The sequence below is a fragment of the Pseudomonas sp. S34 genome (assembly GCF_009866745.1).
GTDB classification, from domain to species: domain Bacteria; phylum Pseudomonadota; class Gammaproteobacteria; order Pseudomonadales; family Pseudomonadaceae; genus Aquipseudomonas; species Aquipseudomonas jessenii.
In genome coordinates this window covers 2,280,877-2,295,768 of record NZ_CP019398.1, presented here as the reverse complement: position 1 = coordinate 2,295,768, position 14,892 = coordinate 2,280,877, and the positions used below count along the sequence as shown (strand labels likewise).

The window sequence follows — 14,892 nt, the reverse complement described above, 5'->3', positions numbered from 1 at the left end:
GCTCGCTCCTACAGGGAAGAGAGTTTTGAGTGCAGACCGGACGCAGGACGAGTTAAACGTTGTTAATTTTCCATGGCGCGCAAAAAGCCCCGGCTATCGCTGTCCATCTGTCGCGCCCAATGATCATCGGGCTGACGCCCCTTGACCGATACGCTAGAGTCAACACCCGCACCCGACAGTCACCCGGGCAGCGCATTGCGCTGGCTAAAAAACTTGAGGAATATGCTCGAAAACCGCGTACCAGACGGATGCAGCAGGAGCGACTCGTTGACCCTTTCCCCCGAACAGGCTGTGCATTTCGGCCCCTACCGGGTCTACCCCGGACAACGCCTGGTGATGGAGGCCGACCAGCCTTTGCGCCTGGGGCGGCGCGCCATGGACATCCTGTTGATCCTGCTTGAGCACGCCGGCAACGTGGTCAGCAAGCAGCAACTGATCGCCCGGGTCTGGCCCAACAGCGTGGTCGAAGACATCAACCTGCGGGTGCACATGGCCGCGTTGCGCAAGGCGCTCGGCGACGGACAGGCCGGCCAGCGCTACATCGTCACCGTGGCCCAGCGCGGGTACAGCTTCGTCGCACCGCACTCACTGGAGCAGGCCGAGCAACCGCCAGCACCCGAGGCTTGCGCACCGAGCCGGCATAACCTGCCGGTGCGCCGTACGCGAATGATCGGCCGGCAGACCCTGGTCGACAATCTGATGGTGCAACTGCCACGCCAGCGCTTCATCACCCTCGTCGGTCCCGGCGGCATCGGCAAGACCACCGTGGCCTTGCGGGTCGCCGAACAAATGATCGGTCGCTACCGGGACGGCATTCGCCTGCTGGACCTAGCCCCGATCAACTGCCCGCTGATGATCGACGGTCATCTGGCGACGTTGCTCGAACTGGCCCTGCACGACGACGCCCCCCTGAACGGTCTTGCCGACTGTCTGCGTGACAGGCAAATGCTGTTGGTCATCGACAACTGCGAGCACCTGGTCGACGCCATCGCCCATCTCTGCGAAACCATTCTGCGCAGTGCGCCGCACGTGCATATTCTCGCCACCAGCCGCGAAAGCCTGCGGGCCGAAGGCGAATTCGTCCAGCGCCTGGAATCACTCGACTGCCCGCCGCCCATCGCCGTCCTCGACTGCGCCCAGGCGATGACCTTTTCCGCCCTGCAACTGTTTGTCGAGCGGGCCATGGCCAGCCATGACAGCTTTGAACTGACGGACGATGAACTGCCGCTGTTGATCGACATCTGCCACCGACTGGACGGCATTCCACTGGCCATCGAACTGGCGGCGGCGCAAGTGGGCAACTTCGGATTGCCCGGCTTGTTGACGCAGTTGCAAAGCAACTTCCGGGTGTTGACCCAGCCCAGCCAGACGCCCCCGGCACGCCATCAGACCCTGCGCGCGACACTGGACTGGAGCTTCGAGCTACTCAGCGCCTGCGAAAAGACCTGCCTGCGCCGACTGAGTGTGTTTCGCGGCGGTTTCACCCTGGAGTCCGCAGCGGCGGTGATTGTCGGCGAACACATCGAACCCCGCGAGGTGTTCGGCTCGATCACCCAACTGGTCGCCAAGTCCCTGTTGAACGTGGAGGTGGGCGACGAGGATGTTTACTACCGCCTGCTCGATACCACCCGCAGCTATGCCCTGGAAAAACTTGCGCAAACCACCGACCTGCCCGGGACGCGGGAGCGGCATGCCGAGCGTTGCCTGGCAACGATGCAACAGGCGCAGGACGACTGGGAGAAAACGTCCACCGGCTTGTGGCTCGAACGCTATGGCCGGGCCCTGGAGGACATCCGTGCAGCCCTCGATTGGGGTTTGCACGGGCAAGGGCCGCAGGCACTGGCGATACGCCTGGCCGCGACGTCCACGCCGCTGTGGCAGGAGTTGTCACTGCTCAAGGAACACGGCGGTTATGTGCGCAAGGCGCTGGCCTTGCTCGAGCAGTCTGCCGAGCCTTGCCCGCGCTTGCAGATGGCCCTCAAGCTGGCTTTGGGCAGTGCCTGTTATCACGTTCAAGGAGGTAGCAGCGAAACCGTTGGCGCCTTCGTCAGCGCCAGAGCCCTGGCCCGCCAACTCAACGATGTGGCCGGTCAGTTGCGGGCGATTTCCGGGCACCTGGCGGTCAATCTCAGCTGCGGCCAATACCAGATGGCCCTGGAACAGAGTCGGCAATTCGATCACCTGGGGCTGCAAGACGACGCCCAGATGTCCCTGAGCATGCATCGATTGCGGGTGCTCGCCCTGCACTTCTCCGGCAACCAGCATCAGGCTGGGGAGCATGCCGAACAAGTGCTGCAACGCATGGCCCACAGCGGTCATCTCAACCGTTTCACCCATGGCTTTGGCGTGCAATACGACCAGAGTGTCGCGGCGCTGACCCTCCACGCGCGCATCCTCTGGCTGCAAGGCCAGCCGGAACAGGCCTGGCGCACTGCCCGCCAGGCGCTGGACATCGCATTACAGATCAACCACGGCACATCGATCTGCTACACCCTGGCGCTCGCCGGCTGTCTGATCGCCCACTACAACGGCGATACCCGCAGCGCCCGCGAACTCCTGCGCCTGCTGCTGCAACAAGCGCGGAAGCACTCGGTCCTGCTGTTCCATGACTGGGCGCAACACTATGCGCGGGTGATCGGCGGTACCGATGTTCAGCCAATCGGCCGACAAAGCGTCGGTTTGATCAAGGACATCATGGTCACGCTGGATTCAACCTGTGTCGACGATGATTTGCTTGAACGTGCGCAAAGCGGTGTTTCGGACTGGAGCACGGCAGAGATACTGCGGGCCAGGGCCAGGACGTTGCTGGCAACCGATTGCCCGCTCCAGACCGCGACGGCCGAAACCATGCTGCTCAAGGCACTCAACGTGGCAAAGGCCCAGGGTGCCCTGACCTGGGAGCTGCGCAGCGCCACCTCACTGGCGCAGTTGTGGCAGCGTCAGGGCGATCCCCAGCGGGCGCATCAATTGCTGGCCCCGATCTATCAGCGCTACACCGAAGGTTTCGCCACGCCAGACTTGATGACCGTTCGCCGGCTACTCGACGAGTTGCAATGCGACCTGCCCGCCTGAAGGCCAGCGCGCTTGACTGACGTAACCGGCATAACGCATTTCAAGGGCGCGCAACTCACCACTGAGTTCGAGTTTTTCCAGCGCGTAGGTGCGGGTGGTGTTGAGGAAGCGGTAGCGGGCCACTTCCCTCCCCTGCTCCAGGGTCAGTAGCGACTTGAGGGCCAGACTTTCCATCACCTTGATCAGGTCGGCGGCGGGCAGCCTGTCGCAGCAGATCACGCCGATCGCTGCGTCCCGGGTGAAGGCCATTTTGAACACTGCCAGGCGCTGCAACACGGTTTGCTCCGCGGCTGTCAAACGTTCGTAGCTCCAGTCCAGCGCCGCCTTGAGCGTCTGGTGCCGCGGCACGGCCGTGCGGCGGCCCTGGGACAGCAATTGAAAACAGTTATCGAGTTGCGCTTGCAACCCCACCAGCGCCAGCGCATCGATTTGCGCCGCCGCCAATTCAATCGCCAGCGGCAGGCCGTCGAGGCGCCGGCAGATTTCCCGTACGGTCTTGAGGTCTTGTTCGCGCAGGGTGAACCCTTGCTGACGAGCCCGGGCACGGCTGACGAATAACTGCACCGCCGAATAGCCCATGACCTCGTCAACACTGCGCAGCGCTGACACCGGCGGCACCGCCAGCGGTGGCAGACGCAATACGGTTTCGCCCGCCGCCTGGAGCGGCTCGCGGCTGGTGGCGAGGATCGACAGACGAGGCAGCGAAGCCAGCAGCGTTTCGATCAACGTCTGGCAGCGTTCGAGCAGGTGTTCGCAGTTGTCCAGGACCAACAAGGCATGCCGCTGCGCCAGCGCCTCCAGCGTGGTGCCGACCTCCAGCCCAAGGGTTCGTGTGAGGTGGTCGGTCACTTGCGCCGGGTCATCGATCGCCGCCAGGTCCACCAGCCACACGCCGTGCCGATAGTGCTGCAACAACAGTTCGGCCACGCGCAGCGCCACGGTGGTCTTGCCGATCCCGCAAGGCCCGACCAGGGTCATGAATCGGCGCACCGGCAACTGCCGCACCAGGCTGCCGACAACCGCATCGCGCCCGGTGATCGGCGTGAGCCGCGCCGGCAAGTTGTGCAGGGGCTTTTTTACGGTCTCGCTCGGGAACGATACGGGCTGCGGCGAATGCTGTACCGGGGCGACAAAACTGTAGCCGCGCTGGGGAATGTTGACGATGTAGCACTGGCCGTTCTGGCCGTCGCCCAGGGCTCGGCGCAGGGCGGCAATGTGTACCCGCAGGTTGATCTCTTCGACCACGGAGCGCGGCCAGACCTGCGCAATCAACTCTTCCTTGCTGACCACCGAGCCTGCGTGCTCGACCAGCACCTGCAACACGTCAAGGGCGCGGCCGCCCAGGCGCAGCGGTCGATCGCCCTCCAGCACCAGTCGCTGACTGAGGTGGAAAGCGTAGGGCCCGAATTGCAGCACCGCTTCGCTGTTTATATCTCTGAGACTGTTCATGAGCTGTCACTCGCTGCAAGCCTGGCTTCCAGCCCAGGCTCTGCACCGTCCTTGCAATGAGTTCAGCGGTATCTTGGCAGGCCTCGGTGACGGTACAACTGCCGCGGGGGGAGCGTCACGGCCATTGCGGTGCGCACGACGGACATGCGCGCTAGCTGAACTGCTCGCGGTATTGGGTTGGAGTCAGGCCGAGTTTTTCACTGAACAGAAAACGCATGTGCCGCACGCTGCCGAAGCCGCTTTTGAAGGCCACGGTCTTGAGTGGCAACTCGGTGGTTTCCAGCAGGTTCCTGGCGCAATCGATACGCGCGCTTTGCAGAAACTCCATTGGCGTCATGTTCACATCCCGGGCAAACACCCTGGCGAAATGACGCGGGCTCATGTTGGCCAGCCCGGCCATGGACTCGATGCTGTAGGTTTCATCGAGATGTTCAAGCACATGGTTCTGCACCCGGGTAATCGCCGTTTCGTGAGGGGCCACCGCCGCCATCAACGGGCTGAACTGCGCCTGCCCGCCCTGGCGTTTCATGACCACCAGCAACACCTTGGCCACGTCCTGGGCGACTTTTTTGCCATGGTCCTGGGCGACCACCGACAAGGCCAGGTCGATCCCGGCGGTGACGCCACCGGAAGTGATCAGGTTGCGGTCCTGAACGAAGATCTGATCGGTCTCGACGGTCGCCTTCGGAAAGCCCTTGATCAGCCGCTCGGTGTAGTGCCAGTGGGTGGTGACGCGATAGCCGTCGAGCAAACCCGCATGCCCCAACACGAACGCCCCGGTGCAGATCGAGCCATAACCGGCGGACCGGCTGACGTTGTGCCTGAGCCAGTCGAGCAATGGCGGATGCTTTTCGTTGTAGGCACCGGGACCACCGGGCACCAGCAGCAAATCAAAACCCTCGCAGGCCTGATCGATGTGCCGGTCGGCGTACACGCTTACCCCGTTGGACGCCCGCAGTGCGCCGGGCTCGGTGCCGATGGTCGTCAGCACGTAGTGATCCTCGGGTTTCAGATAACGATTGGCGATGGAAAACACTTCCATGGGCCCGGCCATGTCGAGCAGGAGAAAGTCGGGAAACAGCACCATTGCCACGGTTTTCATGGATTGGAATTCACTGGGATCTATAGGGTTGGCACACCGAACCTTGTGGGAGCGGGCTTGCTCGCGAAAGCAGTGTGTCATCCACCATCAAGTAACCTGACACTACGCCTTCGCGAGCAAGCCCGCTCCCACAAAAGTCGTGCTGTGCATTATGACCAGACACAAGCCAAAGTCGGAAAAGAATAACTGATTCGCGCCCGAATACTGTCAACCTGACAGAGACAGTATTTCAATTTCAACCTACTTATTGCACCAACCAGTAACCATTAACCTTCTCCTCACTCGGACGAATTCACGTCCCCAAAGGAGATTTCATCATGCTGACTCTTCGCAAAGCCTCGGATCGTGGCCTGGCCAATCACGGCTGGTTGAAGTCGTTCCATACCTTTTCCTTCGCCAGCTATCGCAACCCGAAAGAGCAGGGTTTTTCCGACCTGCTGGTGATCAACGACGACCGCGTCGCCGCCGGCAAAGGCTTCGGCCAGCACCCGCACCGCGACATGGAGATTTTCTCCTATGTGCTTGAAGGTGCCCTGGAACACAAGGACACCCTGGGCACAGGTTCCGTGATCCGCCCCGGCGACGTGCAACTGATGAGCGCAGGCAGCGGTGTGGCCCACAGTGAATTCAACCACTCCGGAACCCGGCCGGTGCACTTTCTGCAAATCTGGATCGTGCCCGACGTCAGCGGCGCCAAACCGCGCTATCAGCAAGAGCATTTCAGCACCCAGAAGAAACGCGGGCGCCTGCAACTGATCATCTCGCCGGACGGCGCCAAGGGTTCGCTGAAGGTGCGTCAGGATGCACGGGTGTATGCCGGACTGATCGACGGCAAGGAAAGCGCCACCCTGGAGCTCGCCGCCAACCGCTACGCCTATGTGCATGTGGCCCGGGGCAACGTTGAACTCAACGGTGTGTTGTTGCAGGAAGGCGACGGTGTGCGGGTTCGCGAAGAACAGGTGCTGACCTTGAGCAATGGCGTGGATGCTGAAGTATTGGTCTTTGACCTGCGGCCACAGGAACTGCCGGAAATGCCATGACAGATCCCTGTGGGAGCGGGCTTGCTCGCGAAAGCGCTGTGTCATTCAACAGAGATGTCGACTGGCACTCCGCCTTCGCGAGCAAGCCCGCTCCCACAGGTTGTGTGGCCCCCGGATTTATTCGCAGGTCCCGGCGCCCCCTGCGACAAGGGTAGCGACCTCTGCGCCCTGCTCCCCCTGATAACGGGCCCGATAGCGCCCGGGGCTTTCCCCGGTCCACTTCTTGAACGCCCGATGGAAGGCGCTGGGTTCCTGGAAACCCAGTTGTTCAGCGATATCGCTGATGCTCGCGTCGCTCTGACGCAATTGCTCAAAGGCCACGCCACGGCGGACTTCGTCCTTGATCTCTTGGTAGGAACAGCCTTCACGCTCCAGTTTGCGGCGGAAGGTGCTGGGGCTCAGGTGCTGTTCCAGGGCAAAGGCCTGCAACGTCGGCCACTGACTGTAATGACTACCGCGCAAGCGCTGATGAACCTGGGATGCCAGGCCATGCTGGTTGCGGAAGCGGATCACCAGCCATTGCGGCGCAGTACGCAGAAACACTTTCAGCGACGCCAGGTCCTGAACCACGGGCAGGCGCAAGTAGTGGCTGGCAAATTCGATTTCGGTGCGCTCGGCACCGAAGGTCAGGTTGGGGCCCCACAGCAGGCGGTCGTCACCCAGCGACAGGCGCGAATGGCGGAAGTCCGCACGGTCAATGGGAATGCGCCGCCCGCCCAGCCAGCACAGCAGACTGATCATCAACACCAGGAAAGTTTCTTCACCAAACCGGCTGGCATCGTTGTCCGTCGAACGGGTGTCGAGGCTGATGACCGCACGCTTGCCACGCACGGCCAGAGAGCCGCGAAAGTCGCGCAGGAACAAGCCGAAGTTGGCCAGGCATTGACGCATGGCCTTGTGCAGATCGGGCTCCTGAATCAAGGCACGGCAAATCAGGGCGAAACTGCCCGGCGGCATGCCATGGGAATCGAGCCCGAAAAACTCATCGTCGAGCTCGCGGATCTGGATCAGCCACAACGCCGCAAACGCATTGGCCGGCACCCGCGCCGTGGGTTGGTGCATGACCGCCGGATCAATGCCCGCCTGTTCGAGCACGGCCGTCACGCGCTGCGGATCATCGCGCAGCCCATGGATCATTGCCTGCACGAAATAGGCGGCAACCGAGTCCTTTTCCCGCATTGGTTCGCTTCTCTCTCATCACCCGAATGGCAAAAAACATCAGTGCCGTTGAACAGTTTTGGCATAGGACAACCGCCCTGCCGGCTCTAGACTCGCGGCAATAGTACGCCTTCGACCGCAATCGCGGCCAAGGTATCGCAGGGTTTGATCGAAGGATGGGAAGATGAATCTGCAAAACATCGGGGTGATCGGTGCGGGCACCATGGGCAACGGCATCGCCCAAGTCTGCGCCATGGCCGGTTTCAACGTGACCTTGCTCGATATTTCCGAAAGCGCTTTGCAAAAAGCCGTCGCAACGGTCGGCAAAAACCTGGACCGGCAGATCGCCAAGGAAACCCTGACGCCGGAGCAGAAACAGGCCGCCCTCGACAAAATCCGCACCAGCACCGACTACAGCAGCCTGCAAAACGCACAGCTGGTCATCGAAGCTGCGACGGAAAATCTCGACCTGAAACTGCGTGTGCTGCAACAGATTGCCGCGCAAGTCAGCAGCGAATGCGTCATTGCCTCCAATACCTCGTCGCTGTCGATCACCCAACTCGCCGCCAGTGTCAGCCAGCCTGAGCGCTTCATCGGCCTGCATTTCTTCAACCCGGTGCCGGTGATGGGCCTGATCGAAGTCATCCGTGGCCTGCAAACCAGTGACGCGACCCACCAACTGGCGCTGGACATGGCAACCACCCTCGGCAAAACCGCAATTACCGCCGGCAACCGCCCGGGCTTTGTGGTCAACCGGATCCTGGTGCCGATGATCAACGAAGCGATCCTGGTGTTCCAGGAAGGCCTGGCCAGCGCCGAAGACATCGACGCCGGCATGCGCCTGGGCTGCAACCAGCCTATCGGCCCGTTGGCCTTGGCGGACCTGATTGGCCTGGACACTCTGTTGTCGATCCTTGAAGCCTTCTATGACGGTTTCAACGACAGCAAATATCGCCCGGCGCCGTTGCTCAAGGAAATGGTCGCCGCCGGTTACCTGGGACGTAAAACGGGGCGCGGCTTCCATGCCTATGCCTGAGCGTTGCTCGCGCTTTGCCGAGTACCGGGACAAGGTCCTGGAGCTGTTTGCCTGCAAGGGGTTCGGCCAGGTCGGCATGCGTGAGCTCGCGACGTGCCTGGGGCTCTCCCCAGGCTCGCTGTATCACCATTACCCCAGCAAACAGCATCTGCTGCTCGACCTGATCGAGGAGTTCTACGAGGAGCTGCTGGCCACTCTGGGGCGTATCCAGCAAAAGGCCCCAGGCAAGCGCGACAAACTCAACAGTCTGATCCGCGCCCATCTGAATCTGCATCGGGAGATGCCCTGGCATTTCCGCCTGGTGGAGCGCGACAGCGGTTGCCTGAACGAAGAGCAACAGGATCGGGTCCGGCAATTGCGCGAGCAATACGAACGCACGTTGCTGAGAATGCTGGGCGCCAAGTCCCGTTTCAGCGAGCAAGGCCTGCTGGCCGCCGGGCATGCCATTGGCGCCCTGCTCAACAGTGCTCCCAGCTGGCTGACACCCCATGTGCTGGACGAGCAGGAACGTGAGGAGCTGCTCGAGAGCATGGTCAGCGGCGCCATCGAACGTGTACTGGCGCCACGACGTGTGCCGGAGGCGATAAGCCTCGCGCGTCCTATCGAAAAAACATCTAAAGAAACACAAGCTTCGACAAAGATTTAGCGCTTTGCTTGTCGGCTCGACACAATCGGAATTCGCCGAAAAAACCGGCGTCCAAACCGTTGTATGTACTCGAGCACCTGGAGCCGACCATGAAAATCAATCCCTACCTTATCTTCAACGGCGACTGCAAAGCGGCCTTCACGTTCTACGCGCAGTGCCTGCAAGGCCAGATCGAAGCCATGATGACCTTCGGCGAAACGCCTGCCGGTGAGCATGTCCCCACGGATCTGCACAACCTGATCATCCATACCCGCCTGATCGTGGGCGATCAGGCGATCATGGGGTCGGACACCACTCCGGATCGTCCCGTCCAGGGCATGAGTGGTTGCTCGATCTCACTCAACGTCGACAGCATTGCCGAGGCCGAACGGGTCTTCAAGGCACTGGCGGACGGTGGCTCTGTGCAAATGCCACTGGAAACCACGTTCTGGGCAGCACGCTTCGGCATGCTGGTCGACCGTTTTGGTGTGTCGTGGATGGTCAATTGCGAAAAGGATCAGTGAAAGGCCTTGGTCGATCGAGAGTATTGAAGGCACAAAAAAGCCCGACCTGAAAAGGTTGGGCTTTCTGGCAACTCCCGGCCTGTCTGCTACCGTCAACTAGCCATACGGATAGCAGCGAACCTGAGGAGGATACCCACTATGCCGGCCCACGACGCGTCCTGGCCCACCCGTTGCAAGCTCTTGCTACTGGCCGGTGGAATGATCGCCAGCCTGCTGACCCTCAATGGTTGCACCACTGTCGATGCCCAGACCACCGCCTATGTCGGCGTAGAACATCCGGCACCGACATCGCCGGACCAGGTTGTCGTGCTGCGCTCGGAGCCTCTGCGCCCACATGTGCGCCTGGGTGAAGTGTTGATCGACGCCAGCATCGACCCTGCCCCGCCGATTACCGAAGTCGAACAGAAGCTGCGGGAAGAGTCCGCCAAACTCGGTGGCGACGCCGTGGTGGTCGTCTATGACCACATTCAGGCGGTGGGTGCCTATGCCAGCGGGCCGCTGTGGGCACGCGACGTGAGGACCATCGAGGGACGCAAGCTCAAAGGTATCGTGATCAAGTACCAGTAGATATCTCCCCTTGGAGGACAGCGTCAACGGAGGTTGAATTTGAATGACGTGGTGATTGCCCTCATCGTTTTCGCCTGCCTGTCCGCCAGCGCACTGATGGGCTCGTACGTGAGGGAGCGATTACCGAGCCATCATCTGAGCGATGACTCCGTGGCGGTGGTGAAGCTGGCCACCGGCCTCATTGCAACGATGTCGGCGCTGGTCCTCGGCCTGCTCGTTTCCTCTGCCAAAGGCACCTTCGATACGGCCAATGCCGAACTGGAGGGCGCGGCGGCGAAAGTGGTTCAATTCGACCGCTTGCTGGCCCGCTACGGCCCCGACACCCAGGGCATCCGCACCGAGCTCAAGCACAACTACGCCGAAGTCACCCAGGTGCTCGCGACCCGCGATCACCGTCAGATTGAAAAACTCGATAGCCCGGAAGTGATCCGTCGCTCCGAAGGCCTGCAACGCCAGGTCGAGTCACTGACGCCCGGCAACGATGATCAGCGCGCGCTCAAAGCCAAGGCATTGCAAGACATGGACACCGTGTTTGCCGCCCGCTGGCTGACCCTGCTGCAGGCCAATCAATCGATTCCACCGGTGATGCTGGTGATCCTGGTGACGTGGCTGGGGATTATCTTCGGTTCGTTTGGCCTGTTTGCACCCTGCAACGGCACCATTGTCGCCGTATTGCTGATGTGTGCCCTGTCGACGGGGGCAACCATCCTGCTGGTAGAGGAACTCAATCGACCGCTTGATGGTTTTATTTGTGTGTCGCTGGATCCCTTGGAGCACACGCTGGAGCGGTTGGGGCAGTAATTGGCTTCATTGTAGGAGCGAGCCTGCTCGCGATGGACGTTAACGATGACGCGGGAAACCTGACGCCCCGCAGCGCTCGCGGGTTTTTCGCGAGCAAGCTCGCGCCTACAGGAGCGCCAAAAACAAAACCCCTACCTGCATACGCAGATAGGGGTTTCGGAATTTAATCTTGACGATGACCTACTCTCACATGGGGAAACCCCACACTACCATCGGCGATGCATCGTTTCACTGCTGAGTTCGGGATGGGATCAGGTGGTTCCAACGCTCTATGGTCGTCAAGAAATTCGGGTACTGAGTCGTGGCCGGCTGGCCTCGCTTCAGCAAATTGGGTATGTGATAAAAATCGGTGTTTTGTGAGCGTCGAACTTTCGGTTCTTTCGTCTTCACACACCGCAATCTGATGCTCTTTCGAGTAGTCAAATTGCTTGGGTGTTATATGGTCAAGCCTCACGGGCAATTAGTATTGGTTAGCTCAACGCCTCACAGCGCTTACACACCCAACCTATCAACGTCGTAGTCTTCGACGGCCCTTCAGGGGACTCAAGGTCCCAGTGAGATCTCATCTTGAGGCAAGTTTCCCGCTTAGATGCTTTCAGCGGTTATCTTTTCCGAACATAGCTACCCGGCAATGCCACTGGCGTGACAACCGGAACACCAGAGGTTCGTCCACTCCGGTCCTCTCGTACTAGGAGCAGCCCCTCTCAAATCTCAAACGTCCACGGCAGATAGGGACCGAACTGTCTCACGACGTTCTAAACCCAGCTCGCGTACCACTTTAAATGGCGAACAGCCATACCCTTGGGACCGGCTTCAGCCCCAGGATGTGATGAGCCGACATCGAGGTGCCAAACACCGCCGTCGATATGAACTCTTGGGCGGTATCAGCCTGTTATCCCCGGAGTACCTTTTATCCGTTGAGCGATGGCCCTTCCATACAGAACCACCGGATCACTAAGACCTACTTTCGTACCTGCTCGACGTGTCTGTCTCGCAGTCAAGCGCGCTTTTGCCTTTATACTCTACGACCGATTTCCGACCGGTCTGAGCGCACCTTCGTACTCCTCCGTTACTCTTTAGGAGGAGACCGCCCCAGTCAAACTACCCACCATACACTGTCCTCGATCCGGATAACGGACCTGAGTTAGAACCTCAAAGTTGCCAGGGTGGTATTTCAAGGATGGCTCCACGCGAACTGGCGTCCACGCTTCAAAGCCTCCCACCTATCCTACACAAGCAAATTCAAAGTCCAGTGCAAAGCTATAGTAAAGGTTCACGGGGTCTTTCCGTCTAGCCGCGGATACACTGCATCTTCACAGCGATTTCAATTTCACTGAGTCTCGGGTGGAGACAGCGCCGCCATCGTTACGCCATTCGTGCAGGTCGGAACTTACCCGACAAGGAATTTCGCTACCTTAGGACCGTTATAGTTACGGCCGCCGTTTACCGGGGCTTCGATCAAGAGCTTCGCGTTAGCTAACCCCATCAATTAACCTTCCGGCACCGGGCAGGCGTCACACCCTATACGTCCACTTTCGTGTTTGCAGAGTGCTGTGTTTTTAATAAACAGTCGCAGCGGCCTGGTATCTTCGACCGGCGTGGGCTTACGGAGCAAGTCCTTCACCCTCACCGGCGCACCTTCTCCCGAAGTTACGGTGCCATTTTGCCTAGTTCCTTCACCCGAGTTCTCTCAAGCGCCTTGGTATTCTCTACCCAACCACCTGTGTCGGTTTGGGGTACGGTTCCTGGTTACCTGAAGCTTAGAAGCTTTTCTTGGAAGCATGGCATCAACCACTTCGTGTTCCAAAGGAACACTCGTCATCAGCTCTCGGCCTTAGAATCCCGGATTTACCTAAGATTCCAGCCTACCACCTTAAACTTGGACAACCAACGCCAAGCTGGCCTAGCCTTCTCCGTCCCTCCATCGCAATAACCAGAAGTACAGGAATATTAACCTGTTTTCCATCGACTACGCTTTTCAGCCTCGCCTTAGGGACCGACTAACCCTGCGTCGATTAACGTTGCGCAGGAAACCTTGGTCTTTCGGCGTGGGTGTTTTTCACACCCATTGTCGTTACTCATGTCAGCATTCGCACTTCTGATACCTCCAGCAAGCTTCTCAACTCACCTTCACAGGCTTACAGAACGCTCCTCTACCGCATCATCCGAAGATGATACCCGTAGCTTCGGTGTATGGTTTGAGCCCCGTTACATCTTCCGCGCAGGCCGACTCGACTAGTGAGCTATTACGCTTTCTTTAAAGGGTGGCTGCTTCTAAGCCAACCTCCTAGCTGTCTAAGCCTTCCCACATCGTTTCCCACTTAACCATAACTTTGGGACCTTAGCTGACGGTCTGGGTTGTTTCCCTTTTCACGACGGACGTTAGCACCCGCCGTGTGTCTCCCATGCTCGGCACTTGTAGGTATTCGGAGTTTGCATCGGTTTGGTAAGTCGGGATGACCCCCTAGCCGAAACAGTGCTCTACCCCCTACAGTGATACATGAGGCGCTACCTAAATAGCTTTCGAGGAGAACCAGCTATCTCCGAGCTTGATTAGCCTTTCACTCCGATCCACAGGTCATCCGCTAACTTTTCAACGGTAGTCGGTTCGGTCCTCCAGTCAGTGTTACCTAACCTTCAACCTGCCCATGGATAGATCGCCCGGTTTCGGGTCTATTCCCAGCGACTAGACGCCCTATTAAGACTCGCTTTCGCTACGCCTCCCCTATTCGGTTAAGCTCGCCACTGAAAATAAGTCGCTGACCCATTATACAAAAGGTACGCAGTCACCCAACAAAGTGGGCTCCCACTGCTTGTACGCATACGGTTTCAGGATCTATTTCACTCCCCTCTCCGGGGTTCTTTTCGCCTTTCCCTCACGGTACTAGTTCACTATCGGTCAGTCAGTAGTATTTAGCCTTGGAGGATGGTCCCCCCATATTCAGACAAAGTTTCTCGTGCTCCGTCCTACTCGATTTCATGACTAAGAGATTTTCGCGTACAGGGCTATCACCCACTATGGCCGCACTTTCCAGAGCGTTCCGCTAATCTCAAAGCCACTTAAGGGCTGGTCCCCGTTCGCTCGCCACTACTAAGGGAATCTCGGTTGATTTCTTTTCCTCAGGGTACTTAGATGTTTCAGTTCCCCTGGTTCGCCTCTTGCACCTATGTATTCAGTACAAGATAACCATCTTATGATGGCTGGGTTCCCCCATTCAGACATCTCCGGATCAAAGTCTGTTTGCCGACTCCCCGAAGCTTTTCGCAGGCTACCACGTCTTTCATCGCCTCTGACTGCCAAGGCATCCACCGTATGCGCTTCTTCACTTGACCATATAACCCCAAGCAATCTGGTTATACTGTGAAGACGACATTCGCCGAAAATTCGAATTTCTCAACTAAGAGAACTCACAAATTTTACCTTAGCCTGATCCGTTACCAGTGAAAGTAACGTTCAGTCTATCTTTCTATCACATACCCAAATTTTTAAAGAACGAACTAGTCAAAGACTAGAAATC

10 protein-coding genes, 2 rRNA genes and 1 pseudogene are annotated in these 14,892 nt (G+C 59.1%); 7 read left to right on the top strand and 6 right to left on the bottom strand.

The genetic code is table 11. The features are described from left to right. The first annotated feature begins 267 nt into the window (after positions 1 to 267). A complete protein-coding gene (locus PspS34_RS10260) occupies positions 268 to 3,072 on the top strand; it encodes a winged helix-turn-helix domain-containing protein (protein WP_159389658.1) in 2,805 nt (934 codons plus the stop codon). Here the strand turns inward: PspS34_RS10260 and PspS34_RS10255 are convergent. Both PspS34_RS10255 and PspS34_RS10250 read right to left on the bottom strand, forming a co-directional pair. Further along, on the bottom strand, positions 3,037 to 4,521 hold the full coding sequence (locus PspS34_RS10255; protein ID WP_154947899.1) for a winged helix-turn-helix domain-containing protein: 1,485 nt from the start codon (positions 4,519 to 4,521) through the stop codon (positions 3,037 to 3,039). The genes PspS34_RS10260 and PspS34_RS10255 overlap by 36 nt on opposite strands. Positions 4,522 to 4,672: 151 nt before the next feature. Then, positions 4,673 to 5,623 (bottom strand): GlxA family transcriptional regulator, encoded by a 951-nt coding sequence (locus PspS34_RS10250; protein WP_159389657.1) that lies wholly within the window; start codon positions 5,621 to 5,623, stop codon positions 4,673 to 4,675. A gap of 317 nt (positions 5,624 to 5,940) precedes the next feature. On the opposite strand from PspS34_RS10250, the gene PspS34_RS10245 reads away from it, so the two are divergent. Beyond that, complete coding sequence (locus PspS34_RS10245; protein ID WP_159389656.1) at positions 5,941 to 6,663, top strand: pirin family protein; 723 nt, start codon at positions 5,941 to 5,943, stop codon at positions 6,661 to 6,663. Between the two features lie 7 nt (positions 6,664 to 6,670). Here the strand turns inward: PspS34_RS10245 and PspS34_RS28510 are convergent. Next, positions 6,671 to 6,790 (bottom strand): annotated as a pseudogene (locus PspS34_RS28510) (metal ABC transporter ATP-binding protein); the annotation flags it as partial. Next, entirely contained in the window at positions 6,781 to 7,842 is a 1,062-nt protein-coding gene (locus tag PspS34_RS10240) for an AraC family transcriptional regulator (protein WP_057715518.1), read from the bottom strand. The pseudogene PspS34_RS28510 and the gene PspS34_RS10240, both read right to left, overlap by 10 nt. A 163-nt stretch (positions 7,843 to 8,005) precedes the next feature. On the opposite strand from PspS34_RS10240, the gene PspS34_RS10235 reads away from it, so the two are divergent. The 5 genes from PspS34_RS10235 (at position 8,006) to PspS34_RS10215 (ending at position 11,374) form a co-directional block, all read left to right on the top strand. Next, complete coding sequence (locus PspS34_RS10235; RefSeq protein WP_057715519.1) at positions 8,006 to 8,857, top strand: 3-hydroxybutyryl-CoA dehydrogenase; 852 nt, start codon at positions 8,006 to 8,008, stop codon at positions 8,855 to 8,857. After that, a complete protein-coding gene (locus tag PspS34_RS10230) occupies positions 8,844 to 9,503 on the top strand; it encodes a TetR/AcrR family transcriptional regulator (RefSeq protein ID WP_057715520.1) in 660 nt (219 codons plus the stop codon). Before PspS34_RS10235 ends, PspS34_RS10230 begins: the two co-directional genes overlap by 14 nt. Positions 9,504 to 9,592: 89 nt before the next feature. Next, entirely contained in the window at positions 9,593 to 10,006 is a 414-nt protein-coding gene (locus tag PspS34_RS10225) for a VOC family protein (protein ID WP_150814717.1), read from the top strand. A 138-nt stretch (positions 10,007 to 10,144) separates the two neighbouring features. Beyond that, positions 10,145 to 10,573 carry a hypothetical protein gene (locus PspS34_RS10220; RefSeq protein ID WP_159389655.1) on the top strand — a complete coding sequence of 143 codons (429 nt, stop codon included), beginning with the start codon at positions 10,145 to 10,147 and terminating at the stop codon, positions 10,571 to 10,573. Positions 10,574 to 10,621: 48 nt separating this feature from the next. Beyond that, positions 10,622 to 11,374, top strand: a complete 753-nt coding sequence (locus PspS34_RS10215) for a hypothetical protein (RefSeq protein ID WP_223473825.1) — start codon at positions 10,622 to 10,624, stop codon at positions 11,372 to 11,374. 167 nt (positions 11,375 to 11,541) lie between these two features. On the opposite strand, the gene rrf is transcribed toward PspS34_RS10215, so the two are convergent. Together rrf and PspS34_RS10205 are read right to left on the bottom strand one after the other, a co-directional pair. Then, positions 11,542 to 11,657, bottom strand: a 5S ribosomal RNA gene (gene rrf / locus PspS34_RS10210). A gap of 156 nt (positions 11,658 to 11,813) precedes the next feature. Further along, a 23S ribosomal RNA gene (locus tag PspS34_RS10205) occupies positions 11,814 to 14,707 on the bottom strand. Positions 14,708 to 14,892: the final 185 nt, after the last annotated feature.

Bases quoted from the DNA above. Each gene is read 5' to 3' on its own strand.
- PspS34_RS10245 (WP_159389656.1), top strand. From the start codon at position 5,941: ATGCTGACTCTTCGCAAAGCCTCGGATCGTGGCCTGGCCAATCACGGC.
- PspS34_RS10220 (WP_159389655.1), top strand. From the start codon at position 10,145: ATGCCGGCCCACGACGCGTCCTGGCCCACCCGTTGCAAGCTCTTGCTA.
- PspS34_RS10240 (WP_057715518.1), bottom strand. From the start codon at position 7,842: ATGCGGGAAAAGGACTCGGTTGCCGCCTATTTCGTGCAGGCAATGATC.
- PspS34_RS10255 (WP_154947899.1), bottom strand. From the start codon at position 4,521: ATGAACAGTCTCAGAGATATAAACAGCGAAGCGGTGCTGCAATTCGGG.
- PspS34_RS10250 (WP_159389657.1), bottom strand. From the start codon at position 5,623: ATGAAAACCGTGGCAATGGTGCTGTTTCCCGACTTTCTCCTGCTCGAC.
- PspS34_RS10235 (WP_057715519.1), top strand. From the start codon at position 8,006: ATGAATCTGCAAAACATCGGGGTGATCGGTGCGGGCACCATGGGCAAC.
- PspS34_RS10225 (WP_150814717.1), top strand. From the start codon at position 9,593: ATGAAAATCAATCCCTACCTTATCTTCAACGGCGACTGCAAAGCGGCC.
- PspS34_RS10230 (WP_057715520.1), top strand. From the start codon at position 8,844: ATGCCTATGCCTGAGCGTTGCTCGCGCTTTGCCGAGTACCGGGACAAG.